Origin of the sequence: Thermococcus sp. 9N3 (assembly GCF_012027685.1) — an archaeon.
GTDB classification, from domain to species: domain Archaea; phylum Methanobacteriota_B; class Thermococci; order Thermococcales; family Thermococcaceae; genus Thermococcus; species Thermococcus nautili.
In genome coordinates this window covers 824675-849021 of record NZ_SNUV01000001.1, presented here as the reverse complement: position 1 = coordinate 849021, position 24347 = coordinate 824675, and the positions used below count along the sequence as shown (strand labels likewise).

At 55.2% G+C, this 24347-nt stretch carries 27 protein-coding genes; 20 read left to right on the top strand and 7 right to left on the bottom strand.

Going from position 1 to position 24347, the window contains the following annotated elements; genetic code table 11:
• Positions 1–59: 59 nt before the first annotated feature.
• The 3 genes from E3E30_RS04705 (at position 60) to E3E30_RS04695 (ending at position 1845) form a co-directional block, all read left to right on the top strand.
• Entirely contained in the window at positions 60–1010 is a 951-nt protein-coding gene (locus tag E3E30_RS04705) for a sodium:calcium antiporter (protein WP_346765896.1), read from the top strand.
• A 40-nt stretch (positions 1011–1050) separates the two neighbouring features.
• Positions 1051–1545 carry an HIT domain-containing protein gene (locus E3E30_RS04700; RefSeq protein WP_042689124.1) on the top strand — a complete coding sequence of 165 codons (495 nt, stop codon included), beginning with the start codon at positions 1051–1053 and terminating at the stop codon, positions 1543–1545.
• A gap of 75 nt (positions 1546–1620) precedes the next feature.
• A complete protein-coding gene (locus E3E30_RS04695) occupies positions 1621–1845 on the top strand; it encodes a TRAM domain-containing protein (RefSeq protein WP_211233897.1) in 225 nt (74 codons plus the stop codon).
• Between the two features lie 6 nt (positions 1846–1851).
• Here the strand turns inward: E3E30_RS04695 and E3E30_RS04690 are convergent, their stop codons facing one another.
• Both E3E30_RS04690 and thyX read right to left on the bottom strand, forming a co-directional pair.
• Positions 1852–2538 (bottom strand): hypothetical protein, encoded by a 687-nt coding sequence (locus tag E3E30_RS04690; protein WP_042689129.1) that lies wholly within the window; start codon positions 2536–2538, stop codon positions 1852–1854.
• Between the two features lie 65 nt (positions 2539–2603).
• The gene (thyX, locus tag E3E30_RS04685) at positions 2604–3341 is read right to left on the bottom strand and encodes an FAD-dependent thymidylate synthase (protein WP_167728959.1); all 738 of its coding nucleotides are present in this window, start codon (positions 3339–3341) and stop codon (positions 2604–2606) included.
• 217 nt (positions 3342–3558) lie between these two features.
• On the opposite strand from thyX, the gene argF reads away from it, so the two are divergent.
• Both argF and E3E30_RS04675 read left to right on the top strand, forming a co-directional pair.
• Positions 3559–4506, top strand: coding sequence for an ornithine carbamoyltransferase (gene argF, locus E3E30_RS04680; protein ID WP_167728958.1), 948 nt, complete (start codon positions 3559–3561; stop codon positions 4504–4506).
• A 167-nt stretch (positions 4507–4673) separates the two neighbouring features.
• Complete coding sequence (locus E3E30_RS04675; RefSeq protein WP_167728592.1) at positions 4674–5603, top strand: RsmB/NOP family class I SAM-dependent RNA methyltransferase; 930 nt, start codon at positions 4674–4676, stop codon at positions 5601–5603.
• Here the strand turns inward: E3E30_RS04675 and E3E30_RS04670 are convergent.
• Together E3E30_RS04670 and E3E30_RS04665 are read right to left on the bottom strand one after the other, a co-directional pair.
• Positions 5590–6588: a hypothetical protein gene (locus E3E30_RS04670; RefSeq protein ID WP_167728591.1), complete on the bottom strand. Its 999-nt coding sequence runs from the start codon at positions 6586–6588 to the stop codon at positions 5590–5592. The two genes, E3E30_RS04675 and E3E30_RS04670, sit on opposite strands and share 14 nt — an antisense overlap.
• Positions 6588–7160: a metallophosphoesterase gene (locus E3E30_RS04665; RefSeq protein WP_167728957.1), complete on the bottom strand. Its 573-nt coding sequence runs from the start codon at positions 7158–7160 to the stop codon at positions 6588–6590. Before E3E30_RS04665 ends, E3E30_RS04670 begins: the two co-directional genes overlap by 1 nt.
• A 98-nt stretch (positions 7161–7258) precedes the next feature.
• Here E3E30_RS04665 and E3E30_RS04660 point away from each other — a divergent pair, with 98 nt between their 5' ends.
• The 8 genes from E3E30_RS04660 (at position 7259) to speB (ending at position 14188) form a co-directional block, all read left to right on the top strand.
• A complete protein-coding gene (locus E3E30_RS04660) occupies positions 7259–8332 on the top strand; it encodes a saccharopine dehydrogenase family protein (protein ID WP_167728956.1) in 1074 nt (357 codons plus the stop codon).
• Positions 8310–8972 (top strand): 16S rRNA methyltransferase, encoded by a 663-nt coding sequence (locus E3E30_RS04655; RefSeq protein WP_167728955.1) that lies wholly within the window; start codon positions 8310–8312, stop codon positions 8970–8972. The genes E3E30_RS04660 and E3E30_RS04655 overlap by 23 nt, the downstream gene beginning before the upstream one ends.
• Positions 8973–9069: 97 nt before the next feature.
• Entirely contained in the window at positions 9070–10449 is a 1380-nt protein-coding gene (locus E3E30_RS04650) for a sodium-dependent transporter (protein WP_167728590.1), read from the top strand.
• A 67-nt stretch (positions 10450–10516) separates the two neighbouring features.
• Positions 10517–10927 (top strand): translation initiation factor IF-5A, encoded by a 411-nt coding sequence (locus E3E30_RS04645; protein ID WP_042689148.1) that lies wholly within the window; start codon positions 10517–10519, stop codon positions 10925–10927.
• Between the two features lie 60 nt (positions 10928–10987).
• Positions 10988–11533, top strand: a complete 546-nt coding sequence (locus tag E3E30_RS04640; RefSeq protein ID WP_167728589.1) for a universal stress protein — start codon at positions 10988–10990, stop codon at positions 11531–11533.
• Positions 11534–11542: 9 nt separating this feature from the next.
• Entirely contained in the window at positions 11543–12820 is a 1278-nt protein-coding gene (locus tag E3E30_RS04635; RefSeq protein ID WP_167728588.1) for an ArsB/NhaD family transporter, read from the top strand.
• Positions 12821–12829: 9 nt separating this feature from the next.
• Complete coding sequence (locus E3E30_RS04630; protein ID WP_042689154.1) at positions 12830–13279, top strand: universal stress protein; 450 nt, start codon at positions 12830–12832, stop codon at positions 13277–13279.
• A gap of 39 nt (positions 13280–13318) precedes the next feature.
• Complete coding sequence (gene speB / locus E3E30_RS04625; RefSeq protein ID WP_167728587.1) at positions 13319–14188, top strand: agmatinase; 870 nt, start codon at positions 13319–13321, stop codon at positions 14186–14188.
• Here the strand turns inward: speB and E3E30_RS04620 are convergent.
• The 3 genes from E3E30_RS04620 to E3E30_RS04610 form a co-directional block, all read right to left on the bottom strand.
• On the bottom strand, positions 14183–15508 hold the full coding sequence (locus tag E3E30_RS04620; protein WP_167728586.1) for a sodium:proton antiporter: 1326 nt from the start codon (positions 15506–15508) through the stop codon (positions 14183–14185). The genes speB and E3E30_RS04620 overlap by 6 nt on opposite strands.
• Before the next feature lie 149 nt (positions 15509–15657).
• On the bottom strand, positions 15658–17373 hold the full coding sequence (locus E3E30_RS04615) for a chloride channel protein (protein ID WP_042689161.1): 1716 nt from the start codon (positions 17371–17373) through the stop codon (positions 15658–15660).
• Positions 17374–17378: 5 nt separating this feature from the next.
• Complete coding sequence (locus tag E3E30_RS04610) at positions 17379–17849, bottom strand: hypothetical protein (RefSeq protein ID WP_167728954.1); 471 nt, start codon at positions 17847–17849, stop codon at positions 17379–17381.
• A gap of 90 nt (positions 17850–17939) precedes the next feature.
• On the opposite strand from E3E30_RS04610, the gene E3E30_RS04605 reads away from it, so the two are divergent.
• The 7 genes from E3E30_RS04605 (at position 17940) to amrS (ending at position 24345) form a co-directional block, all read left to right on the top strand.
• Positions 17940–19205 (top strand): TIGR00375 family protein, encoded by a 1266-nt coding sequence (locus tag E3E30_RS04605; protein ID WP_167728585.1) that lies wholly within the window; start codon positions 17940–17942, stop codon positions 19203–19205.
• Between the two features lie 90 nt (positions 19206–19295).
• Positions 19296–19544, top strand: coding sequence for an AbrB/MazE/SpoVT family DNA-binding domain-containing protein (locus E3E30_RS04600; RefSeq protein WP_206205103.1), 249 nt, complete (start codon positions 19296–19298; stop codon positions 19542–19544).
• Between the two features lie 40 nt (positions 19545–19584).
• On the top strand, positions 19585–20538 hold the full coding sequence (locus tag E3E30_RS04595; protein ID WP_167728584.1) for a thiamine-phosphate kinase: 954 nt from the start codon (positions 19585–19587) through the stop codon (positions 20536–20538).
• A 17-nt stretch (positions 20539–20555) separates the two neighbouring features.
• A complete protein-coding gene (locus E3E30_RS04590) occupies positions 20556–21434 on the top strand; it encodes a lysylphosphatidylglycerol synthase transmembrane domain-containing protein (RefSeq protein ID WP_084606307.1) in 879 nt (292 codons plus the stop codon).
• Positions 21410–22555, top strand: coding sequence for a glycosyltransferase family 4 protein (locus E3E30_RS04585; protein ID WP_167728583.1), 1146 nt, complete (start codon positions 21410–21412; stop codon positions 22553–22555). The genes E3E30_RS04590 and E3E30_RS04585 overlap by 25 nt, the downstream gene beginning before the upstream one ends.
• Positions 22548–23270, top strand: coding sequence for a polysaccharide deacetylase family protein (locus E3E30_RS04580; RefSeq protein ID WP_167728582.1), 723 nt, complete (start codon positions 22548–22550; stop codon positions 23268–23270). The genes E3E30_RS04585 and E3E30_RS04580 overlap by 8 nt, the downstream gene beginning before the upstream one ends.
• A 25-nt stretch (positions 23271–23295) precedes the next feature.
• On the top strand, positions 23296–24345 hold the full coding sequence (gene amrS / locus E3E30_RS04575; RefSeq protein WP_167728953.1) for an AmmeMemoRadiSam system radical SAM enzyme: 1050 nt from the start codon (positions 23296–23298) through the stop codon (positions 24343–24345).
• Positions 24346–24347 lie beyond the last annotated feature (2 nt).

Below are 24347 nucleotides of genomic sequence, written 5' to 3'. Positions count from 1 at the left end.
TGATTAGTCGGGCCGGTTAATAAGTTTGTTGGGCAACCTTTTAAACGGCTCCCGGGAAGGTGTTCAGGGGGAGAAGAATGCTTGAGTTCGCAGTATGGACGCTCTCAATAGTCATCGGAATAGCGATTCTCGTGCTTGCAGGGGACAAACTGTCCGATAAGATAATCGAGGTCGCGAGGAAGGCCGGAATCTCGCCCCTCGTCATAAGCATTGTCCTCGTGAGCCTTTCAACCACGTTGCCGGAGATAACGACGAGTGCCCTCGCAAGCTACCAGGGCGTCAACGGAATAGCCCTTGGAAACGCCCTCGGGAGCATATTCGCCAACATCGCCCTAATCCTAGGTCTCGCTTCGATGATTAGGCCCCTGAAAGCGGGCAAATCGGCCTACGAGAACTCCCTCGTTATGCTCGCCTCCCTCGTCTTCCTAATCCTCCTCTCCCTCGACGGCACCCTCAGCCGGCTCGACGGACTTCTGCTCCTCCTTGCCTACGCTATCTACCTCCGCTGGCTTCTCAAGAAGCACGCGAGGAGCGAGGTCGACTGGGAGCCGAGCGGGAACGTTACTGCCCTCGACTACGTTCTCCTAATCGTCCTCGGCCTCTTCCTCGTCGGCGGTGCTGAGGCTGTGGTCTTCGGTGGCAAGAACATCGCCCAGGCCCTTGGAATCTCGGACTTCGTGATAGGAGCGACCGTCGTCGCAATCGGAACGTCCCTCCCCGAGATGACCAACGCCCTCTACGGGGCAATAAGGGAGCGCGGGAGCATAAGCGTCGGCAACATCATCGGCGCCAACATAATGAACGCCCTCGTCGTCCTTGGAATAGCCTCCGTAATAAGGCCCATTCAGACCGGGGCTTCCGTGCTGACAATCCTCCTCGTGCTCTTCGCAATGATTCCGATGATAGTTTCGCTGAAGAGAACCGGCGGGATAGACAGGCGCGTCGGGGCGTATTTCCTCGTCCTCTACGCCGTCTACCTCGTCCTGATTTTCTCGGGCGTGGAACTGTAAGGTTTTTAAGTCCTCTCCCTTTCTTCCTTCGGTGGTGAGAATGAAGGTCCTGTGGGCACCGTGGAGAATCGAGTACATACGCTCACCCAAGCACGATGGCTGTATCTTCTGCGACTTCCCGAAGGAGAACCGGGACAAGGAGAGGCTAATCCTCTACCGCGGAAAGCACGCCTTCGTCATAATGAACAACTACCCATACAACCCCGGCCACGTGATGGTCGCTCCCTACCGGCACGTCGCCAACTGGGAGGAGCTGACCGACGAAGAGTTGCTCGAGATAATGAAGCTCACCCAGCTCATGATTAGGGCGATAAAGAAGGCCATGAACCCGGACGGCTTCAACCTCGGCGTGAACCTCGGCAGGGTTGCCGGTGCGGGAATAGACAGCCACGTTCACCTTCACATAGTCCCGCGCTGGAACGGCGACACGAACTTCATGCCTGTAATAGCGGACACCAAGGTCATCCCCGAATCGCTTGAAGAAGCCTACGACGAGCTCAAGAGGGCCATAGAGGAAGTCGAGAGGGAAGTTTGAGCTTCCATATGGATTCTCTTTCTTCTGGCAAGCTTTTTATAGTTCCTCGTCCCCCTATTTCTCGAAAACCCTTTGGTGGTGTCTGAGTTGGAGCGGAAAAGCCTTCCCTCCAGGAAGCCCCCCGTAAAGAGGGGCGAGCGCTACAAGGTTCGGATTGAAGGCCTCGGGAAGGGCGGAGACGGCATCGCCCGGATTAAGGGCTTCGTGATTTTTGTGCCGAACACCGAGGTTGGAGAAGAGGTTCAGATTGAGATAAAAAGTGTGAAGGAACGCTTTGCCTTCGGGGAGGTCGTTGGCTGACCTCCCTCATATCTTCCTTGCCCTAATCTTGAACTTCTTGTCGAGGGGAAGGCCCTCGAAGGGCTCGCTCCCGAGCTCTATGACCGGTATCTCGGCCTCGATTACGGACTCCTTCATACCGTGCCTGACCCGTAGCTCCCTCAGCTTGCCGTCCTGAACCTTGACCGCTAGATACGTTCCATCCTCCGCCTCTCCCTCTAAGAGGAAGTCCTTACCGAACTCCATCGCGATTCTCTTGACGAGGGCAGGTGCGGTCTCCGGAGTTATGTGCTCGACCTCTCCCTCGCTTCCGTTGAACCTAACCACCGGGCATGCCATCGAGGAGCAGAACTCCTTTATTGCCTCCGCTATGCCCTTTGCGAAGTTCTCGAGGGGTTTCCCCATAAAAGCCTCCCCAAAGCCCGCCCAGCTTGCCGTGACCTTGAGCTTTCGCCCCTCCATCTTGAACGTGACCGTCAGGATTCCCTTGTCCCCTCTGAAGGTGTAGATTGCCTCCTCCCTCCCCATGCCGACGTCGAGCTCGAACTCGTAGCCGAAGTTGAAGATGAACCGCGGGACTTTGAACCTGACCCGACCGTTCTGGAAGCTCTCGAAGTACGGGAAGAACGGCAGGGTCTTTTCGGGCTCGCTGAGTATGACCTGGAGTGTCTCCCACCCGTACGGCAGTTCAACTTCAAAGCTCTTCGACTTCACGTTTGTCCACCCCTTTTTAAATACGAAGAAAAGACAGTTGAAGGGTTTTTAAAACCTACGGAATATCACTCGCCGTTTGCAACTTTTTCCCACCTTTCTTTCGTCCTCTTCCAGCAACCCGGTGGCATGAGTTCCCTCTCCGGGCAGTAGCCGAGCTGAATGCACCTCGGCCCGAGCTTTGCCCACCTTATAATCGGTCTGAGCTCCTCGTTCTTCGCAATCTCCTCCAGCATCTTCCAGGCCACTTCGCGAATCTCCCATTGAGCCCTCTCGCAGAGCCTGAGGCCAAAGAAGTGCTTCAGCTCGCGCAGGTTCATCGTTACCACTATCTTCGTCCGCACCGCCTGGGGGAGAATGAAGCGCGCGTCCTCCTGATGAATTCCAGCTTTGTAGCTCTCCTCGTAGAGCTCGATGGCTTCGCGCATCAGCTTTTTCCATTTTTCGTAAAGCTCCGGTTTCTCCTTGATGCTCTCGGGGATTACAAAGGTCTCTTCAACATCATTTGGGTTTAGTTTTATGTATCTTTGTGACTGTTGGGTATAACTTGCTATTCTATGACGGACAAGTTGATGCGAACAAACACGAGAACAGCCCTCAATCGAGAACGTCAGGACCGCGTGTTCAAGTATTGACTCGTGGCCGTAGCCGAGAACCCTCGGGAGGTGCATCTCAACATCCTTCTCGGTGGTTCGCTCGAAGGCCTCGCTCTCCCATTCGTCCCAGTAGCTTATGAGGGCCGACCATGTGACGGTTTCAAGGGGCTTTTTCGTATAATTGACGAGCCTGACCCTGATTCCACTCATGCCGAGAATCACCAACGGGCAAAGGTGCTCCTCCTTATTAGGTTTGCTTTGACGCGGGGGAGTTAAAGGAGGGGTTTATTTAGTGTCCCTTCTCGCCAGTTTAAGTCTACGTTTGGAAAGGAAGGAACGAGATGACTTCAAATAATTTCAGGAAAACCGATGTTTTTCCGACGAAAGGGTTATTAAATTCAGGGAACAGCCTTAAACGGTGATGCACATGGTGGTTAGCCTTGCCGGAAGGGACGTTCTCTGCCTCCAGGACTTCACGAGGGAGGAGATTGAGACTATTCTCAAGACCGCCGAGATGATGAAGATTTGGAACAAGATTGGAAAGCCCCACCGCGTTCTCGAGGGCAAAACGCTCGCCATGATTTTCCAGAAGCCCTCGACCAGAACAAGGATTTCCTTCGAGGTTGGAATCTACCAGCTCGGTGGCTACGGCCTCTACCTCAACGCCAATGACCTTCAGCTCAGGCGCGGTGAGACCATCGCCGACACCGCGCGCGTCCTCAGCAGGTACGTCGACGGAATAATGGCGAGGGTCTTTGACCACAAGGACGTTGAGGACCTCGCCAAGTACGCGAGCGTCCCGGTCATCAACGGTCTGTCCGACTTCTCCCACCCGTGCCAGGCCTTAGCCGACTACCAGACCATACTCGAGAAGAAGGGCAGGATTCAGGGCCTCAAGATAGTCTACGTCGGTGACGGAAACAACGTGGCTCACTCGCTCATGATAGCCGGAACCAAGCTCGGAGCCCACGTCGTCGTTGCCACTCCTGAAGGCTTCGAGCCCGACGAGAGGGTCATTAAGTGGGCCGAGCAGAACGCGGCCGAGAGCGGTGGCTCGTTCGAGCTCCTTCACGACCCGGTTCAGGCCGTCAAGGACGCGGACGTCATCTACACCGACGTCTGGGCGAGCATGGGCCAGGAAGCCGAGGCCGAGGAGAGAAGGAAGATATTCCAGCCGTTCCAGGTCAACAAGGAGCTCGTCAAGCACGCCAAGCCCGACTACATCTTCATGCACTGCCTCCCCGCCCACAGGGGCGAAGAAGTTACCGACGACGTCATAGACAGCCCGAACAGCGTCGTCTTCGACCAGGCCGAGAACAGGCTCCACGCCCAGAAGGCCGTTATGGCCCTCGTCATGGGTGGAATAAAGGTTTGAAGCCCTTTTCTCTCTTTGTCCCTCTATTGAACGGTTTTTGTCCGTTGTGAAAGCGGGCTTTCGTAAATGGTGCAATCTATGAAAGTGAGCTTTCATAAAATGTGCAGTTTGTGAAAGTCTTGTTTCACAAACGGGGAACCTTTTAAACCCTCCCCCCAACTCCCCACATGCTCGAAAAGCTCTTCAGCCTCGGTTACTCCAAAACCTTCGCGGAGCGCTATTACGAGCTCTGGGGTGAGAGGGCCTTAGCTATCGCCGAGGCCATGGAAAGGCCCCTGCCGAGGTGCTTCCGCGTAAACACCCTACGAATAGAGGTTCCTAAGCTCACCAAGCTCCTCAACAAGAAGGGCTTTCAGTTTAAGAGGGTCCCCTGGGCGAGGGAGGGCTTCTGCCTGACGAGAGAACCCTTCTCAATTACCTCCACGCCCGAGTATCTGAGCGGTCTCCTCTACATTCAGGAGGCCAGCTCGATGTATCCTCCCGTTGCCCTCGAACCAAAGCCCGGAGAGGTAGTCGCGGACATGGCCTCAGCCCCTGGCGGAAAGACGAGCTATCTGGCCCAGCTAATGGAAAACGAGGGCATTATCTACGCCTTCGACGTCGGTGAAGACAGATTGAAGGAGACCCGCTTAAACCTCTCGCGCCTCGGCGTTACGAACACCGTTCTCTTCCACCGCTCTTCGCTCTACATAGACGAGCTTGGCGTTGAGTTTGATAAAATCCTCCTCGATGCACCGTGCACCGGCTCGGGAACGATACACAAGAACCCCGAGCGGAAAGCTAACAGGACGATGGAAGATGTGAAGTTCTGCCAGAACCTCCAGATGAAGATGCTTGAGAAGGCTTTGAGCGTCCTCAAGAAGGGCGGAATTCTGGTCTACTCCACCTGCTCGCTCGAGCCGGAGGAGAACGAGTTCGTAATCCAGTGGGTTCTCGATAACTTCGACGTCGAGCTGCTTCCCCTCCGCTACGGCGAACCTGCCTTAACGAAGCCCTTCGGAATCGAGCTGAGCGAGGAAATAAAGAAGGCGAGGCGCTTCTATCCTGATAAACACGGGACGAGCGGTTTCTTCGTCGCGAAGCTCAGGAAGCTTTAGCCTTCTCCGCTTCTTCGCCCGTTTCCCCAAGGAGCCTCTCCTCTATCTCGTGGAGCTTTTCCCTGACATCGTCGCTTAGCATCTTTTCCAGTTCCTCCCGCGCCTTCTCGGCCAGCTCGAACTTTGAATTGAACTTTCCGAGCTTCACCCAGTCTATCTTTTTGCCCTCGACGAAAACGTCTATGTCGCAGAGCCTCTTGTAGCCCCTGTATTCGAGCCCCTTCAGCAGGAACTTCACGCGGAGCGGGTCTTCCCACGTCAGGAGCTTGAGCCTGTAGACAGGAACGCGCATGAAGGGCCTCGGGTAGTCCCAGTCCCAGCCCTCACCGACGATGAAACCGAGGTCGAGGTTCTCTATGACGAGCATGAGTCTCTCAATGTTCTCCTCGTAGCGCTTCGCCGTGTCGTAGAGCTTTATCGTTATCTCGTTCCACTCGGGCAGGAGCTTGAGGAGAAGCAGGGGAGTGTCCATGAGCAGTTCCCGATAAACGCTTAGAAAATCCTTTCTCACGAGGACTGCCCCTTCCACGTCTTCTGGCCCTATCGGTGAGCTCAGCTTTTTCCTCGTCAGGCCTATTATGGTGTCCATCGCCTCCCCCTCGTCGAGGGCGGTTCTTATGTCCATAACCTCCCCGCCGTACTTCTCGGCTATCAACCTGAGCCCTTCCTCGACCCTCTCCGGAACCCTGAGGAATATTATCGCGCTCTCAACGTGAACCTTCTCGACGGGCAGGTTAGCGTTTATTATTCTGCTCAGAACCGCCGGAGCGTGGCACCTTATGAGGAACGCACTCTCGGGGGGAATGGTCTCCTTCTTCCACTCGTCCGTGACGAAAAGCACGGTCTCAAATTCACTGCTCTCCTTTATCGCGATGTCAGTTGAAGTCTTTTCGACGCCAAAAAGCTCCCCGATTGCTGATTCGAGGGCTTCTCTGTGTGGAGTCCTCAGGAAGATAATTGAGGGCCCAAAGCGAAGCAATCTCATCACAACCCCCTCCTGAGCCTGTAACCGCGAGCGGTGTCGGTTCCCACGGGGTAGTCCACCTTCACAACTCTCCCGCTCGGCAGGAAGATGAAGTTGACGCCGAGAACAGCGTTCAACCCCTTCGAGATGACCTTGAAGTTGTGGCCGTAGAGCTTGAAGTCGGCATCTTTATCGGCAACGTCCCTCCAGCAGTGGCCGAGGGCGAAGGTCCTCCCGCCAATCTCGACGACGCTTCCCGGCTCAACCAGGTTCTCCCCAAAGAACCGCCTCAAGAGTTCCGGGTCGTCCTCGTTGCCGGGTACGATGTAGAGCTTGGCGCCGGAACCCTTGAGAATCCGCGCGAGCTTCCTCAGGCCGGCCTCGTAGGCTGGCTTCAGGTCGGGCCTCCGTTCGAGCTTGACGTTGTCCACCAAGTCGCCGGTGTGGATTATCACATCGGGCTTGTACTCGTCTATGAGCTCCTCGATGAACCGGTAAACGCTCTCCGGTGTGTCCCCTATGTGCATGACGAGGGTTTCGTCAGCCTTCTGCCTGAGCTTTCTAAGCTTTCTCCTCCTCAGGAAGCCGAGCATCGGAAGCACTGTACGTTAATTGGGGCTTGGTGTATATACGCTTTCCGCCCCCGAGAAGGTTATTAAGGGTTCCCGAGTAAAGCGAATCGGTGTCCAAAATGAAGGTTCTCGTTCTCGGCGCCGGAAACGTTGGAAGGGCCATAGCGTGGGATTTGAGGGACGAGTTTGACGTCCACGTCGCAGACTTAAGCGAGGACAGATTGAGGGCCGTCTCTGAGTTCGCCACACCGCTCAAGCTCGATGCCTCTCGCTTCGACAGGCTCGTTGAGACAATGAAAGGATTCGAGCTCGTTATTGGCGCACTGCCCGGTCGCTTCGGCTATTCATCAATCAAAGCCGCGATAAAGGCCGGCGTTGACATGGTAGATGTCTCGTTTATGCCAGAAAATCCGCTCGAACTCCGCGAGGAAGCTGAAAACGCACAGGTTACGGTGATATTCGATGCGGGCTTCGCCCCCGGGCTGAGCCACATTCTGATGGGCAGAATTTGGAACGAACTTGACGACATGAGCGAGGGCTACATCTACGTTGGAGGCCTTCCAAAGGAGCCGAGACCGCCACTTTATTACAGAATTACATGGTCACCTAAGGATTTAATTGAAGAGTATACCCGGCCAGCGCGGGTTATACGGGACGGCGAAGTTAAGGGGATAGACCCGCTCTCGGAGGTTAAGACCGTTGAAATAGAGGGCTTCACCTTCGAGGCCTTCCCGAGCGATGGTTTGAGGAGCCTGCCTGAGAGCGTGAGGGTTGAAAAACTTGAGGAGTGGACGCTCCGCTGGCCGGGACACCTTGAGAAGATGAAAGTTTTAAGGGAGCTTGGGTTCTTCAAGGAGGAACACGTTGACAAGACGCTCGAGGTTATAACCCCGCTGATGACCTATGAGAGTCCCGATTTCTCGATTATGAGGGTTATCGGAAGCGAGCCCGGAAGGACGATAAGCTATACCCTCTACGATGAGGAGAGGGAATTCACCTCGATGGCGCGCGTAACGGGTTACACCGCCTCCGCCATAGCGAGGCTTGTAGCCGAGGGAAGCTGCATCTTCGGCGTCATTCCGCCCGAGATTCTCGGCATGCGCATAGACACCTTCAGGAGAATTCTCGACGACCTTGAGGAGAGGGGAATAAAGCCGAGGAGGGATGAGAATGCTTCACCTGGTGATAGCTGATTCGGAGCTTGAGCTCGTGCCAAAATCGATAGTGGAGCATCCCGCCGTTGTGAACTACGCGAGGAGGAGGGGCAAGAAGCCGGAGGAAGTGATACTTGACAGCAGTTACCACCACGCGGCGCTCAGGAAGCTCGAAGACGGTGAGAGGCGCGGAAGACCGGACATAGTGCACATCTGCCTCCTCAACGCCTTAGAGAGCATAGCCAACAAGGAGGGGAAGCTCCGCGTTTACGTCCACACGAGGAACGACGAGGTGATATACATAAAGCCAGAGACGAGGCTTCCAAGGAACTACAACCGCTTCCTGGGCTTAATGGAGAGCCTCTTCAAGAACGGGGTCGTTCCAAAGGATTTAGCTCTACTCCGCATCGAGAAGAAAACGCTGGGTGAGCTCGTGGAAGAAATTGGTCCCGACGGGGTCTTCGTGATGCACGAGGAAGGGGAGCTAATGAAGCCGAGGGACTTCGGAAAGGTTCTGGCGGGGCTTGAGAACCCGCTTGTCATCGTTGGTGGCTTCCCGCACGGGGACTTCAGGAGCAGGGTCGAGGGGAAAAAGGTTAGCCTCTACCGCGAGCCCCTGATGGCGTGGACTATCGTTAACGAGGTGCTGGTCAATTTTGAAGCGTTCCTGAACTTTTGAACTTATTCCCATCCTTCTCCGCGTTCCCTATGCACAATGTTTTTATACAATCTATTACATCCCGCTTTGAACGTTCTAAAATATGGGGGTGCTTGCAATGAGGAAGGTAAACGTGATGATGGCCCTGCTTATTACGGGCTATATCCTCGGTGTGTGGAGCTTTCTAGTGGTTCCAAAGTACTACATGGTCTTTGGTCTCAAGGGATTCCTGATTTCGCTGGTTCCGGCTGTCGTTGCGCTGTTCCTGGCATACAATGAGGCTCAAAGCACCAAGAAGACAAGGTACCTCATCTACGAGCTCCTCTTCAAAGTTGCGAGGGTTCCGGCTGTTATATTCACGCTACTGATGTTCCTGCTTGTAATCCTTGGTGTCACCGCTTACGCCTCGGGCTGGGGTCTTGTGTATCTCTTTGGAGGCAACACCGAGTACACGGTTCCCCTGGCCATTCTAACAATACTCCTCGCGGCACTTCTCCTCATGCTCGCTAAGGGCAGAACCCTTGAGTTCATATCTGGAATATCAGTCCTCATGATTCTGTTCACCATTGTTTCAACACTCCTCATCAGGAGCAAGGCCATGAGCGTTGTCACATCCGAGCAGGCGAAGTATTACATGAACCAGGCTGTTTCGAGCATAACCTCCTTCAGCCAGCCACTCACCTTTGAGGGCGTCATTATGCTCCTTGCTTCGGTTATTGTAGCCTTCGGTCTTGGTGCTGGAGTCTACTACGTTCTCGGCAGTTTTGCTCCCGAAGACCTTGATTTCAGGCGCGTTCTAATAGGGGTGTTCTTCCTTCAGATAGTCCTCAGCTTCGCCGCCGCTTACACAATGGCGTACTCCCTCGGCCCCGCGTTCCAGGCCTTTGAGAAGAGTGTTCACAACCCCAACCTTAGCGTCGAAGAGACCTACAAGATGTACTCCCAGTTCAGAGCCCTTCAGGCCTACGCCACCAACAGCACGACCCCACTTCCGCAGTCAATCAAGGTGTTCTACTTCATCCCGCAGATTATCAAGGGCAACGTTCCAGGTGCAAGCGCCATAACGCTCTTGCTCGTCCTGTCGTTCTACTTCGCGGGTCTTACCACAATAATAGTCCTCCTTGAGATGGGAACCCAGATGCTCTCTGAGGTTATGCAGCTCGGCAGAACAAAGGGACTCGCTGGCGTTTCAATAGTGGGCATATTGATTTCAATAGTTATGACACTGGGCTCTGCCAAGACCATGTTCTTCGCAGTTCCCTTCAGCGTTGGTGCGATAATAGCGCTGATTGAAGCATATCCCGTGCTGAAGTCGGACCTGGTCTCTAAGAAGGGCATTGTTTCGATTTCAATGGCTTTCCTGGCATTTGTGGGCATCTCTACACTCTACTACGCATTCAAGAGTTCAAGCGATGCCGTTAAGCTCGGCGCGGTGCTCGGACTCGTTCTCCTGGTGCCCCTCCTGATGAACGGGGTGCTCCTGAAGAGCCGCCGCTGAGCTTTTTCAAAAATTTTTTAAACGCCTTCCCGAACTCAAACCAGAACGCTTACGGGAGGTATGTGAGATGGGAGACAAGACCAAGGTTCAGGTCAGCAAGCTCAAGCCCGGAAGGTACATAATTATCGACGGAGAGCCCTGCAGGATTGTGAACATAACCGTTTCTTCCCCTGGAAAGCACGGTTCAGCCAAGGCCAGGATTGAGGCCGTTGGAATCTTCGACGGCAAGGTCAGGAGCATCGTCAAGCCGACCAGCGCTGAAGTTGACGTCCCGATTATCGACAAGCGCGTCGGACAGGTTATAGCGATAACCCCCGATACTGTTCAGATTATGGACATGGAGACCTACGAGCTCTACGACGTTCCCTTCGAGGGCGGCGTCGAGGACGAGGTCAAGGACCAGCTCAAAGAGGGCATCACCGTCGAGTACTGGGAGACCCTCGGCAGGATTCAGATTAAGAAGGTCAGGGGCGAGTGAGCCCCTTTTCTTTGCACAACCTTTTAAAGCTCCTCTTCTCGAAAACTCTGGGGTGGGCCTATGGTTAACTTCAGCGAGCTGATTCTACGCAAGTTCAGGAACATCGCCGGGTCGCGCTACGAGGAGATAATGAAGGCCTATCAGGAGTTCTTCCTGACGGAGGAAGAGCTTCAGATTCCGGTGATAACTTCGATTCTCCTCGTCGTGGACAGGTTTTCCGGGAGGATTCCCAACGAGGTTTTCGACGTTCTATCCGCTTACCCCGGCGCGCGGGTCGACGTGGTTTACCTGATAGACGAGGGGCTGTTCGCGCTAATCCGCGACACCCTCGGCGAAAGGGAGGCGGAGGAGTTCCGCAGAAAGGAGGAGTCCCTCGGGAGGGAGATAATAACCCTCGCGGAAAGGGCCCTGAGCGAGCTTGGCCTCGATTACTCGGCTGAGATAACCTTCGCCGACAAGGTTGAGTTCATTGAAACCGAGAGCGAGGGCAGGGATTTGCTCGTCATATCGAGACACTTTGGCTCCGAGAGTGTGAAGACCCACAAGGTTAGTCCGGTTGTCTTCAGAATTGTTCAGGGGATTAGGAAGCCCGTAGTCGTTTACTGAGGTGATAGCATGAACGCCCAGGAGATTATAGCGCTCGCAGTGTTCCTCGGGGTTTATGCCTTCATAATAACCGAGAGGATTCACAGAACAGTTGCCGCGATGGTCGGAGCGAGCGTCATCCTGCTCGTCGGCATAGTGCCCTGGGAGAAGGTTCCCGAGTACCTTGACCTGGGGACGATTCTCCTCCTTGCCGGGATGATGGTCGTCGTGAACGTCTCCCGCGAGAGCGGGCTCTTCGAGTACATTGCCATAAAGACGGCGAAGCTCTCAAAGGGCGACCCCATGAAGGTCCTCCTCCTGTTCTCGGTCGTCACCGCGGTTGTGAGCGCTTTCCTTGACAACGTGACGACGGTTCTCCTGCTCACTCCGATGCTCCTCTACATAACGAAGAGAATGAACGTCAACCCGGTTCCCTTCCTGCTCGCCGAGATATTCGCGTCAAACATAGGCGGAACCGCGACGCTAATCGGCGACCCCCCGAACATAATGATTGGCTCCGCCGCGAAGCTCAGCTTCAACGAGTTCCTCACCAACATGGGACCGATAGCGGTCGTTGACCTGTTCGTGACTGTGGCCATCGTCTACTTCGCGTACAGGAACTCGATTAAGGTCAGCCCGTCAAAGAGGGCGGAGATTGAGAGGCTGATAATGGGGATGGACGAGCGCGATGCAATACGTGACAGGGAGCTCTTCAGGAAGTCGGTGATAATAATCCTCGCGATAGTTCTTGGCTTCTTCCTCCACGATACAATGGGGGTTGAGCCAGCGGTCATAGCGCTCCTCGGCGCCTCAACGATGCTCCTCTGGAGCGGCTTCTCTCCCGAGGAGGCCCTAGAAAAGGTCGAATGGGCTACGCTGTTCTTCTTCGGTGGGCTATTCCTCATAGTTGGTGGCCTCGTCGAGACAGGCTTCATAGACGCGCTCGCCGAGAAGATTATAGGCATGATACACAGCGAGGCACAGGCAATATTCGTAATCTCGTGGTTCTCGGCGATATCAAGTGCAATCGTTGACAACATTCCCCTCACTGCCACGATGATTCCTCTGATAAAGGCGATGGGTTCGAGCATGAACACCTACCCCCTCTGGTGGGCGCTCTCACTCGGCGCGTGTCTCGGTGGAAACGGAACCGCCATCGGCGCGAGCGCCAACGTCGTGGTTATCGGTATAGCTCACAGGGAAGGTGTCAGGATAACCTTCGGCGAGTTCCTGAAGGTCGGCGCGGTGATAATGTTCTCGACCGTCGCGGTCGGGAGTCTGATGCTCTGGGTTAGGTACGGACTGTGAGGTGATATCATGAGAATACTCGTACTCGTTGACGGCTCGAAGTGGAGCCAGAAGGCGGCGCTCCATGCCTTTGCCGTTGCGAAGAGCAAGAAGGCCAAGGTGGTTCTGTTCTCGGTTCTCGACAGGAGGGAAGCCCGGGCGATAGCGTTCCACGCCAGCGTTCGGAGCGGAAGCCTGGAGGAAATAAAGCGCTTTGAGGAGACCCTGTGGGAGGAGAACAAGAAGAGCATAAAGGACCTGCTAACGACCCTCCTTGAGCTCGGCCAGCGTGAAGGGGTCAACTGCGCCTTCAAAATCGTTGAAGGCCCCGCAAAGGACAGAATCCTTGAGGAGGCGAACTCGGGCAACTACTCCCTCGTGGTCATGGGCGCCTACGGGAAGAGCGGGAAGACGAGGATAGGCTCGCTCCTCGAAGAGGTCGTCGGCCACATCGAACCGCCCGTGATGATTGTGAGGTAGCTTTAAAACCTCTTCCCCCATCTCGGGCCGGGTGGTGGTATGGAGTTCCTCTACACCTACGAGACCCTCAAGCTTGAGTTTCCACTCGCTGAGCCGGAGGAAGCGAGATACGTTATCCTCGGGGTTCCCTTTGACGGAACAACGAGCTACAAGGCTGGAGCGCGCTTCGGGCCGACGCTGATACGGCAGGCGACGCTGAACCTTGAGAGCTACGTACTGGACTACGACCTTGACATAGCCGAACTCCCGATAGCGGACATCGGCGACATAGCGGTCGTCGCCGGCGACCCGAGGAAAACCGCTGACAGGGTCAGGGAGACGATTGAAGAGCTCAAACGGGTGAACCCGAACGCGATACCGATACTTCTCGGCGGAGAGCACTCCCAGACGCTCGGAGCGGTTGAGGCTTTAAGACCCAAAAGCTACGTCGTCTTCGATGCCCACCTCGACCTTCGCGACTCCTACGAGGACAACCCCTACAACCACGCCTGCGTCGCCAGGAGGATAGCGGAGCTGGGCGTCAGGGAGGCAATGTTCGGAATCAGGAGCGGGACGAGGGAAGAGGTGGAATTCGCAGAGAAGGGCGGAATCCGCTGGGTTCACGCGAGGGACTACGACTTCGATTCTTTTGTCGAACTCGTTGAGCCCCTCCCGGAACCGGTTTACCTCTCTGTGGACATAGACGTCTTTGACTTGGCCATTGTCCCGACGACGGGAACGCCCGAAGCCGGCGGTCTGGGCTTCTGGGAAGTGATGGAGGCAATAGAGTGGCTGGTGGAAAACAAGAGAATAGCGGGCTTTGACATTATGGAGGTAGCCGGAGAAACGCTGGGCAATCCAACAGCTTTGACTGCCGCAAAGCTCCTTTTCTACTTCATCGGGGCAATGGAAAAAATGGGGAAGTTATGATGCCCTTGCCCTCTTCTTTTCCTGGTACTTTCTCATCCTGTCTTCCACAGTTTCCGGCTGGAGGAGCTTGCTCTTTAGGAAAGGCACCCAGATTGTCTCAGTTATCACCGACGCGAGAACCGTTATGACGGTCACCGCGAGAATCACTTCTCCCCAGTAAACCGTCAGTGTACTGCTTTGGTACTTCATTGCGAGGCTGAGTGGCAACGCTGCGAGCGCCGATGGAACCACGCCCCTCGGACCCTCAAGGGCTATGAAGAGGTACTCCTTCGGCCCCCACCACTTGAGGATTGGCAGTGCCGCTATTGGCCTGGCGACGAGCATTATGAAGTATGCCACAAGGATTCCTCCCCAGAGGTTCTCGGCGAGGGGCTTGAGGTCGAGGCTGGCACCGAGGAGCACGAAGATGAAGACCGTCGCAATCGCCGCGAGGCTCTCGTTGAAGTGAACTTCCTTCTCAATGGCCTTCATAACCCTGTTGAGAACCTGCGGCTTCTCCTTCCTGCTGAAGACCTTGTAGTTACCGAGGATTATTCCCGTAACGGTCGCGACGAGGTAGCCGGAAGCCTGAAGCGACTCGCCAATCATGAAGCCGCTGAAGGCCAGGAAGAGTGAGAAAATCTCAATCTCCGGGAACTCGAATATCCTGGTCTTCTTGATGAACCAGTAGCCGAAGGCGCCGACGGCGATTCCCACCGCTATCGAAACTGCAACCTCATAGAGGAAGTACATCACGGCGGCACCGTAGACGTTTATGTGGGAGCTTAGGCTCGCGAAGAGCCCGCCGCTGGCCTGGGGAACGAGCATGGCAATCGCAACCGCTGTCAGGACTATGCCGAGCGGGTCGTTGAAGATGGACTCCGTAACTATGGTTGTTTCGATGTCCTGCTTGACCCTGTACTGCCTGAACAGAGGGATGAGCGTTGCCGGGTCGGTTGCGCTTATGATGGCACCGAAGAGGAAGCCGATGAGAAACGGCGCATGGAAGACGAACGAGAAGAACCAGGCCGACAGAAGAGCCGTGATGAGGAGCCCAACCGTATCGAGGGTTGCTATCGTTGGCAGGTTTCTCTTCAACAGCTTCCAACTCAGGTTGTGTCCCTCCGTGAACAGAATCATGACCAGACCGAAGACACGGACGTAATCAAAAAGCTCGTGGGCAACGTTTCTCGGCATCAGAGTTGCTATCGGACCGAGTATCATACCCGCGATTATGAAGAGCGGGACGTATGAGATGTTGTAGCGCCTGCTTATCAGCATGGCGATTATTCCTGAACCCAGCACCGCGACAAGGACCCTTGCAATGACGTCCACTGCCATGGTATCGCCTCCTTGTTTCTTCGTTCATCGTGTCGTCATCCAGATTTTAAAGCTTTCCCCGGGCATTTTTAAGAATTAGGCCGCTCTAACGATAGAGTTTCGGAAAAAGAGCCCGGAAATTGGCTTTTATGTATAGAAGGTTGAACCACTCACCAGAGGTATATGCCCTCGATGGCGTGATAATACGCGCGGTAGATGTCTTTCTTCGTAACGACTCCGAGGAGCTTTCCGTTCTCATCCACCACCGGAAGAAGGTTCTGGTCGTTCATCAGAATCTTCTCCAGAGCGTCCTGCGCGGTTTCCCTCGGCGTTACAACCGCGAAGTTCCTCCTCATAAACCTCTCGACAGGAAGCTTTTTGATGGACGTTGATTTGCCCAGTATGTCCGGGACCCCTATTATTCCTATGACCCTGCCCTCATCGTCCACAACGGGAAGGAAATCGTGGCCGGTCGATGCTATTATGCGCTCAACTTCCATGAGGGGTCTCTTTGCGTTGATTCTAACGACCCTCGTGCTCATTATCTCGTGAACCGCTATCGTTTCAAGGATTAATGGCCTTCCAGTTTTGACTTTGATTCCCTTGCGTTCGAGTTTGATTGTGTAGATGGAGGAGCCCTTGAAGAAGGCCCTTGCCGTCAGGAACGCAACGACGGAAGTCAGGGCCACAGCCGGGGAGTAGGCGTAGGTTCCGGACATCTCGGTTATCATTATTATCTGGGTCAGAGGGGCCTGCGTGGCCGCCGCGAAGAAGCCGGCCATTCCCGCCAAGGCGTAGGCCTCGACGTTTGCCGGGACGAAGTGAGAAACTATGGTTCCGAAGGCGGAACCGAGCATCGTACCTATGAAAAGGCTCGGGGCGAAGATTCCGCCGGAAAAACCAGAGCTTATCGCCAAAAGCGTTGCTGTCATCTTCGCCAGCGCGAGAATGATTAGCGTCTCAAGGGCGAACTTTCCAAGGAGGGCGTCCTTTATGCCGCCAAAGCCGATTCCAAAGATGCCATCGCGGGGCAGGAGCATTCCGATTAGGCCGATTCCCAGGGCGCCAATTAACAGGCGGAGCTCGAAGGGATACTTTTTGGAGAACCGGTCGAAGGCGTCGGTTGCCATGTAAAGGGCCCTCGTGTAGGCGTATCCGATGAGACCAAGAACGACGCCGAGGAGGAAGTAGAAGGGAATCCCCGCGAGGACGCTGATGTTGGGATTCAGAACCGGAAAGCGAGCCGGATTGTGGAGAACCACGAGGGTTATGGCGTTGCCTATTATAGCGGATACGAATATCGGAACGAGGTTTATCGTTATCGCTCCCATATAGATGACCTCAAGGGCGAACATTGCACCTGCAAGGGGTGTGTTGAAAGTTCCCGCGATTCCAGCTGCCAGGCCGCAGGTCGTTATGAGCTTCCTCGCCTGCGGTTTTGGGAGCTTCTCCGCCAAAGCTGAATCGAGCGCGGCACCTATGAACGCGGCCGGGCCTTCACGGCCGAGCGGTGCTCCAGAACCAATGGAAATCGCAGTTGCAAGGGTTTTCAGAAAAGCGAGCCTCGCACCAATCTTACCGCTCTTGAAGATTATGCCTTCGATGACCTCGGGGACACCGTTTCCCCGTAACTCGGGGTATTTCTTCACCATCGGCGCTATCAGGAGCGCGCCGAACACAGGGAGGAGAATGTACCCGAGGTTGACCCCGTGAAACTCGTAGGAAATCCTTGGAAGCATGGAAGTGAAAAACAGGGAGTGGATGGCCTCGATTAGCAGGCGGAAGGCCAAAGCACCAAGCCCACCAACTAAGCCCGCTATTGCGGCTATCCCGAGGAGGATTGACCATTTTCTGACGTACTTCCCGAGGTCCCACTCCCCGTTCATAGTCCTCAACCGAAGAAGGCTCCCATCATGTCCATCTGCTCGTCGCTCATGGACTTCACTTTGAACTCGGGCATCTCGGCCTTGAGCTTTTCGTACTCCTCCCCTGTTATCTCCCTGGCCTCACCGTTCTCGACGAGGTAGAATATTCCGTAGTCCGGGTCGCGGTAGGCCACGAGGAACTTCCCGACCTCAATGTCGTCGAAGTTCACGAAGATGACGTTTCCGCCGGTGTAGGGCTTCTTGCACTTGAAGGGGAAGCTGGAGGAGTTGAGCATCGCATCACCCAAGGCCTGGTTGGCCCTCTCACCGTTTATCTCGGTCCAGAAGGGTCTTCCCTCGAAGTCGCCCTCGACGACGATGAGGAACCTCTGACCGTCGAGCTCGACTATTGGGGCTCCCTTCTCCTGAAGTATCTTGAAGAGCTCACCGATTGTCTCGGCGTTTCTCAGAGAGGCAACGAATCCCTCAACCTTCATGTCTTTCACCGTTTCCAACTCCAAAATCCGGGTTATAAGCGTTTGGGAGAAGGTTTTTTAGAGGCCCCGAAAACTTTGGGCGGTGGTGAGATGTTAGTAGATGCCGACCTTCACCTTCACTCCCGCTACTCCAAAGCCGTCTCGAAGGCGATGACGATACCGAACTTAGCCCAAAACGCGCGCTTCAAGGGTCTCGGTCTCGTTGGAACGGGTGACATTCTCAACCCCCACTGGGAAGCAGAGCTCCTCAGATACGCCAAGAAAGTCGATGAAGGGACTTACGAGCTCAACGGGATTCGCTTCCTTCTCACGGCGGAGGTCGAGGACAACAGGAGGGTTCACCACGTCCTGATTTTCCCGAGCATAGAAACTGTCCGCGAGATGAGGGAAATCCTTGGGAAGTACTCAAACGACATCGAGACCGAGGGCAGGCCCCACCTGAGCCTCTCCGCGGCTGAAATAGCGGATATAGCCAACGACCTCGATATTTTAATCGGCCCGGCCCACGCCTTCACCCCTTGGACGAGCCTCTACAAGGAGTACGACAGCTTGAAGGAGGCATATGGAAACGCGAGGGTTCACTTCCTCGAGCTCGGCCTCTCTGCCGACAGCGAGATGGCCGATATGATAAAGGCCCACCACAGGCTCACTTATCTCAGCAACAGCGATGCCCATTCGCCGATGCCCCACCGCCTTGGGCGGGAGTTCAACCGCTTTGAGGTTGAGGAGGTTACCTTTGAGGAAGTCCGGAAGGCGATTCTAAGGCGCGGCGGAAGGAGAATCGTCCTGAACGCTGGTCTCGACCCAAGGCTTGGGAAGTACCACCTGACGGCCTGCTCCCGCTGTTACGCCCAATACTCCCTCGGCGAGGCGAAGGCCTTCAAGTGGAAGTGCCCCAAGTGCGGTGGTCGGATAAAGAAGGGAGTTCGCGACAGAATACTCGAGCTGGCGGATACGGAAGAGAGGCCGAAGGACAGACCGCCTTACCTGCGCCTCGCTCCCCTCGCCGAGATTATCTCAATGGTCATCGGCAAAGGAGTTGAGACCAAAGCCGTTCGGCTGATATGGGAGCGCTTTTTGAGGGACTTCGGGAGCGAGATTAGGGTTCTCGTCGACGTTCCCGTTAAGGAACTTGCAAATGTCCACGAGGAGGTAGCTAAAGCCGTATGGGCCTACCGCAACGGGAAGCTCATCGTTATCCCCGGCGGTGGCGGGAAATACGGGGAGATAAAGCTCCCAGAGGAGATTAGAAAGGCGAGGGTTGAAGACCTTGAGAGCGTTGAGGTAGAAATTCCCGAGGAGACCGAGAGGCCGAGGCAGAGGAGCATAACGGACTTCCTCAAGGTTGCCAGGTGAGATTGGCAGGATTCGTGAAAAGTTGCTAAACGTGATTGGCAAGTTTGCCCGAAAGGGTAATAAGTAAGAAAGTAGGAAATTCCTACGGTGATGGGAGTGGAGGTGGTGAAGGTATCCACCAAGGGGCAGGTCGTCATACCCAAGGAAATCCGCGATGCCCTTGGGATACGGAACGGGGATTATCTTGTCGTGATAGAGAAAAACGGCTACATCGTGATGAAGAAGCTGAGTGTTGAGGACGTTTTCAAAGAGGGTGAGGAACTCGCAAAGACCCTTGAAATCACGAGGGAAGACGTAATCAGGGCCGTGAGGGAAGTGAGGTATGAGGATTCTACTTGACACAACCACTGCTTCAAAATCTTAAGCCGGGTGAGTTCAAATGAGGGAATCCGAAATCATAGACCTCTTCCTCAGGCACCTCAACCGGCAGGGTGACCTGCCACTCGGGGACGATGCCGGTGCCTTGAAGCTCGGTGAGAAGTGGCTCGTCGCGACCAACGATATGCTCGTCAGGAAAACGGACGTGCCCGATATAATGACTCCCGAGCAGGTCGGCTTCAAGGCAGTAACGATGAACGTGAGCGATATAGCTTCGATGGGGGCAAGGCCAATAGGTTTTCTCTTCTCGCTCGGGATTCCAGGGGATTTGGATTCGGACTACCTTGAGGGGATTGCGAGGGGAATCGGTGAGGCCCTCAACTTCTACGGCCTCCCGGTTCTGAGCGCCGACACCAACGAGGCCGACGACCTAATAATAGACGGTATATCTCTGGGGCTTGCCGAGAGACCCCTCACGCGCTCTGGAGCGAGGCCGGGTGAATTGCTCTGCGTCACCGGCGACCTGGGGAGGGCTTTGGCCGGCTACCTCGTCTGGAAGAACGGGCTCGAGGTGAGCGACGCCGTCAGGAAGGTCCTCTATGAGAAGTTCCTTGAGCCAAGGGCGAGGGTTGAGGAGGGGATTGCGCTCTCAAAGGTGGCCAGCTCGGCGATAGACATCAGCGACGGCCTCGCGAAGGAGCTTTACCTCCTCGCGGAGATGAGCGGTGTTGGACTCGAGGTTTATCCGGAGAGACTACCCATCGGCGAGGGCGTTGAGGAGGTGGCGGAAATTTTGGGCCTCGACCCGGTGGAGGTCGCCCTCGCGAGCGGGGAGGAGTTCGAGCTGGCCTTCACGGTTCCACCGGACATCGTGGATAGCATTGATTTTGAGTTTTCGGTCATCGGTGTCGTCACTAATCAAAAGGGCGTTTACTCGGTGGCAAACGGGACTAAAAAATGCCTTCCTAGGCTTGGTTGGGAGCACCTGAGCCACCAGAAGGTTTATAACCGCTGACATGGAAGGACTTCCGTATGTTCAGTAGTATCAAAATGGAAGTGCTGACCGGCATTCAGCAAGTGAGATGCGCGAGTTGGCACTACTTCTTTCTCGCCATCGCCACGTATTATGCGAGTGTTCTCCTCTTCGCCCTTCGCTGGAAGTATGTTCTCAAGGGAACCGGCGTTGACGTCCCCCTGGGTGAGCTCTTCAAGGCAAACCTGGCGGGACTCTTCATGAACAACATAACTCCGATGAGCAGAGGTGGGGGTGAGCTTCTCAGGATGCTGTGGGTCTCCAAACTTCGGGGAGTCCCAATGGGAATCTCGGCCGTTACCATAATCTACGAGAGGATACTTGAGTCAATACCTGTCATGGCTATGGTAGCCGTTGGTTTTCTGTACTTCACGACTTCAGAAGCGCTGGTGTTAATGCCCCTCATGGTAGGGCTTGCCCTTATATGGATGAAGTGGGAGAGGTTCATAGAGCTCACCCTTCGTGTCTTTCGGGTAGACCTCTCAAAGGAGGAACGGGAGAGAATAGTTGCCCTTAGAAAATGCAGCAACGTCAACCTAGTTGGAATCGGGGCCAGTTCCCTCGTCTGGATTCTTGACGTTTTGAGGCTCAAACTAATCACACTGGCCTTTGGGTTGAATGTCTCCCTCCCCATCTTGGTGTTCGTGTCGGTGGTTAACCTCATACTTGGCATCGCCGCCTTCACTCCCGGCGGGATTGGGGTTGTCGAGGGTGGCTTGGTCGGAACACTCACATACTTTGGCCTTCCCCCAACACTGGCCGTTTCGGTTGTGGTACTCGAAAGGTTTATCTCCTATGTGTTGGGTAGCCTATCGGGACTGATGGTGCTCCTCACATCCGGGGGAAGGGAAGTATGGAGAGCCTTAAAATCGCGCTAGTGAGCGACTGGTACTACCCAAAGCTCGGCGGCGTCGCGGTTCACATGCACGACCTCGCGCTCTACCTGCGGGGGCTTGGACACGAGGTCGCTATAATCACGAACGACCGCGAGACGGGCAAGGAGGCCGAGCTGAAGAGGGAGGGGATAGATTTAATCAAGGTTCCCGGGTACACCCTCGGGAGCGTTGGCATAAACATGAGTGTATTCTCCCACAACGCGACGAGCATGATTCCTTACATAAAGGATTACGAGGTCGTTCACGGGCAACACGCCTTCACGCCTTTGGCGCTTAAAGCCGTCTCCGCAGGGAGAAAGGTGGGAAAAGCAACCCTAATCACGACGCACAGCATTAACTACGAGAATTCCTCCGCAATACGCGCCCTTGCCAGGATGACCTTTCCCTACTTCAAATACTACCTCCGCAACCCCCACAGGATAATAGCCGTCAGCAAGGCCTCGAAAGAGTTCATAAGGCGTTTTACCCGGGTTCCGGTTGAGGTAATCCAGAACGGGGTTAACGTCGGGTTCTTTGACATTCCACTCTCAAAGGAGGAAGCCAAGGAGAAGATGGGCCTCGTGGAGAGGGTTATCCTCTACGTGGGCAGGCTGGAACCGAGGAAGGGCGTGAGCACGCTCATCAACGCAATGAGGCACGTGGACGGAACCCTCCTGATAGCAGGCCAGGGGAGCATGCTTCCCCTCCTAAGGGAGAGGGCAAAGCTCCTCGGGGTCGCTGACAGGGTCAGGTTCCTCGGCATGGTCGAGTACTCGAAGCTCCCCGTACTGTACCGCGCGAGCGACGTCTTCGTCCTTCCGAGCCTGAGCGAGGCCTTTGGAATAGTCCTGCTCGAGGCAATGGCCAGCGGGACGCCGGTCATCGGGACGAGGGTCGGTGGAATCCCCGAGATAATAGACGGCTGCGGTCTGCTCGTCCCGCCCGGGAACGCCCGGGAGCTCGCCAACGCAATAAACCTCGTCCTTGGCAACCAGAGCGTTGAGAAACGCCTCGGCCGTCTCGGGAAGAGGAGGGTCGAGAGGGTCTACGACTGGAACGTCGTCGTGAGAAGAATAGTGGCGCTCTACCGGGAGGTCCTCGACGAGGTGGCGGAGAATGGCTAAGACGGTAATACTGACCTTCGACGTTGAGCATGACTGCCCACCGTTCGCAGAGACAAGGCGGGGCATGAAGGAGGGCCTCCCTCGCGTTATGGACCTCCTTGAGGAGTTTGGGATAAAAGGGACTTTTCTCTTCACCGGCAGAATCGCGGAGGAATTCCCGGGGCTGGCGGAGCGCGCTGGAAAAAAGCATGAACTCGGCTGTCACGGTCTTGAGCACGAACGCTTTGACCGGCTTTCCTTTGAGGAGGCAAAGCGCAGGCTTGAAGAGGCTAAAGAGATTCTCTCCCGCTTTTCCGAGCCGGTCTCTTTCCGCGCCCCCAACTTCCAGTTTCCGGATAGCTACTACCACATCCTGGCCGAGCTCGGCTTTAGGGTTGACTCAACCAAGGCCCGCCACAAGGGCTGGCGCAAAGGGGTTACCGAAATCAACGGCGTTCTCGAAGTTCCCGCCACGACGACCTCTATAGTCACGCGCCTCCCGTGGGGGATACAGGAGAGGTTTCACAGAAAGTTTGAGAGTCCAGTCGTGTACATCTTCCATCCCTGGGAGTTCGTGAGGATGCCCAAGCGCTTGAGGCCCGACTGCTGGTTCGGGACCGGGGAAGGGGCGTTGGAAAAGCTCAGAAAGCTGATTGAGTTCCATCTCGATAACGGTGCGAGGTTTTTAACGCTCCGGGAGTTCTATGAGGAATACCAAAAGCTTAAACGTGAGTAATTGGAGTTCTTCTTAGGTGAGAGCCATGAAGGAGGCCCTTTACTGGGAGCCCCTTGAGGGAGGCAAGGTTCGCTGTAAGCTCTGTCCTCTCAACTGCATCATAAACGAGGGCAAGAGGGGTTCCTGTAAGATTAGGAAGAACGTCGGAGGAAAACTTTACACGCTCAACTACGGCAAGGTTTCAGCCATCGGAGCCGACCCTGTGGAGAAGAAACCGCTCTTCCACTTCTGGCCCGGCTCGTGCGCGCTCTCGATAAGCTCTGTCGGCTGTAACATGCACTGCAAGCACTGCCAGAACTGGGAGATAAGCCAGGCGGATGAAAGCTTTCCATACCTCCACGACATGACGCCCGAGATGGTCGTTGCCATAGCGAAGCGCTACTCCTGCGAGAGCATAGCCTACACCTACAACGAGCCCGTAATCTGGTACGAGTTCGTTCTCGACACGGCGAAGCTCGCGAAGAAGGAAGGAATCTACAACCTCCTCATCACCAACGGCTACATCAACGAGGAGCCTTTTAGAGAACTCGCGCCCTACATCGACGCGATGAACATCGACATCAAAGCCTTCAGCGACGAGTTCTACATGAAGATAGCCGGAGTTCCGAGCGGTGAGCCGAGCAGGAGGACGGCGGTAATAGCGAAGAAGGACTTTGGAATCCACGTCGAGTTAACGTATCTCATAATCCCGACGCTCAACGATAAGGAAGAGGAGATACGGGCATTCGCCAGATGGGTTGTCGATGAACTCGGCGACGACACGCCGGTGCACTTCTCGCGCTTCTTCCCGCACTACAAGCTCCTCCACCTTCCACCGACACCGCTCGAGACGATAGAGATGGCCTACCGCGTAGCTAAAGAAGAGGGCCTGAAGTTCGTCTACATCGGCAACGTGCCGGGTCATCCGGGTGAGCACACTTACTGCCCCAAGTGTGGAAAGCCTTTAATAGTCCGCTACGGCTTTGAGATTACCGAGTACAATATCACCGAGGACGGAAGGTGTAAGTACTGCGGTGAGAGAATCCCGATAGTTGGCACCTACAAGAAAAGGCGCTATCCGGGGATGTGGTGGTGAAA

Excerpts from the sequence above, each read along its gene's own strand:
- E3E30_RS04700 (WP_042689124.1), top strand. The coding sequence starts at position 1,051 with ATGAAGGTCCTGTGGGCACCGTGGAGAATCGAGTACATACGCTCACCC.
- thyX (WP_167728959.1), bottom strand. The coding sequence starts at position 3,341 with ATGAGTGGAATCAGGGTCAGGCTCGTCAATTATACGAAAAAGCCCCTT.
- argF (WP_167728958.1), top strand. The coding sequence starts at position 3,559 with ATGGTGGTTAGCCTTGCCGGAAGGGACGTTCTCTGCCTCCAGGACTTC.
- E3E30_RS04675 (WP_167728592.1), top strand. The coding sequence starts at position 4,674 with ATGCTCGAAAAGCTCTTCAGCCTCGGTTACTCCAAAACCTTCGCGGAG.
- E3E30_RS04670 (WP_167728591.1), bottom strand. The coding sequence starts at position 6,588 with ATGAGATTGCTTCGCTTTGGGCCCTCAATTATCTTCCTGAGGACTCCA.
- E3E30_RS04665 (WP_167728957.1), bottom strand. The coding sequence starts at position 7,160 with ATGCTCGGCTTCCTGAGGAGGAGAAAGCTTAGAAAGCTCAGGCAGAAG.
- E3E30_RS04660 (WP_167728956.1), top strand. The coding sequence starts at position 7,259 with ATGAAGGTTCTCGTTCTCGGCGCCGGAAACGTTGGAAGGGCCATAGCG.
- E3E30_RS04655 (WP_167728955.1), top strand. The coding sequence starts at position 8,310 with ATGCTTCACCTGGTGATAGCTGATTCGGAGCTTGAGCTCGTGCCAAAA.
- E3E30_RS04650 (WP_167728590.1), top strand. The coding sequence starts at position 9,070 with ATGAGGAAGGTAAACGTGATGATGGCCCTGCTTATTACGGGCTATATC.
- E3E30_RS04645 (WP_042689148.1), top strand. The coding sequence starts at position 10,517 with ATGGGAGACAAGACCAAGGTTCAGGTCAGCAAGCTCAAGCCCGGAAGG.
- E3E30_RS04640 (WP_167728589.1), top strand. The coding sequence starts at position 10,988 with ATGGTTAACTTCAGCGAGCTGATTCTACGCAAGTTCAGGAACATCGCC.
- E3E30_RS04635 (WP_167728588.1), top strand. The coding sequence starts at position 11,543 with ATGAACGCCCAGGAGATTATAGCGCTCGCAGTGTTCCTCGGGGTTTAT.
- E3E30_RS04630 (WP_042689154.1), top strand. The coding sequence starts at position 12,830 with ATGAGAATACTCGTACTCGTTGACGGCTCGAAGTGGAGCCAGAAGGCG.
- speB (WP_167728587.1), top strand. The coding sequence starts at position 13,319 with ATGGAGTTCCTCTACACCTACGAGACCCTCAAGCTTGAGTTTCCACTC.
- E3E30_RS04620 (WP_167728586.1), bottom strand. The coding sequence starts at position 15,508 with ATGGCAGTGGACGTCATTGCAAGGGTCCTTGTCGCGGTGCTGGGTTCA.
- E3E30_RS04615 (WP_042689161.1), bottom strand. The coding sequence starts at position 17,373 with ATGAACGGGGAGTGGGACCTCGGGAAGTACGTCAGAAAATGGTCAATC.
- E3E30_RS04610 (WP_167728954.1), bottom strand. The coding sequence starts at position 17,849 with ATGAAGGTTGAGGGATTCGTTGCCTCTCTGAGAAACGCCGAGACAATC.
- E3E30_RS04605 (WP_167728585.1), top strand. The coding sequence starts at position 17,940 with ATGTTAGTAGATGCCGACCTTCACCTTCACTCCCGCTACTCCAAAGCC.
- E3E30_RS04600 (WP_206205103.1), top strand. The coding sequence starts at position 19,296 with ATGGGAGTGGAGGTGGTGAAGGTATCCACCAAGGGGCAGGTCGTCATA.
- E3E30_RS04595 (WP_167728584.1), top strand. The coding sequence starts at position 19,585 with ATGAGGGAATCCGAAATCATAGACCTCTTCCTCAGGCACCTCAACCGG.
- E3E30_RS04590 (WP_084606307.1), top strand. The coding sequence starts at position 20,556 with ATGTTCAGTAGTATCAAAATGGAAGTGCTGACCGGCATTCAGCAAGTG.
- E3E30_RS04585 (WP_167728583.1), top strand. The coding sequence starts at position 21,410 with ATGGAGAGCCTTAAAATCGCGCTAGTGAGCGACTGGTACTACCCAAAG.
- E3E30_RS04580 (WP_167728582.1), top strand. The coding sequence starts at position 22,548 with ATGGCTAAGACGGTAATACTGACCTTCGACGTTGAGCATGACTGCCCA.
- amrS (WP_167728953.1), top strand. The coding sequence starts at position 23,296 with ATGAAGGAGGCCCTTTACTGGGAGCCCCTTGAGGGAGGCAAGGTTCGC.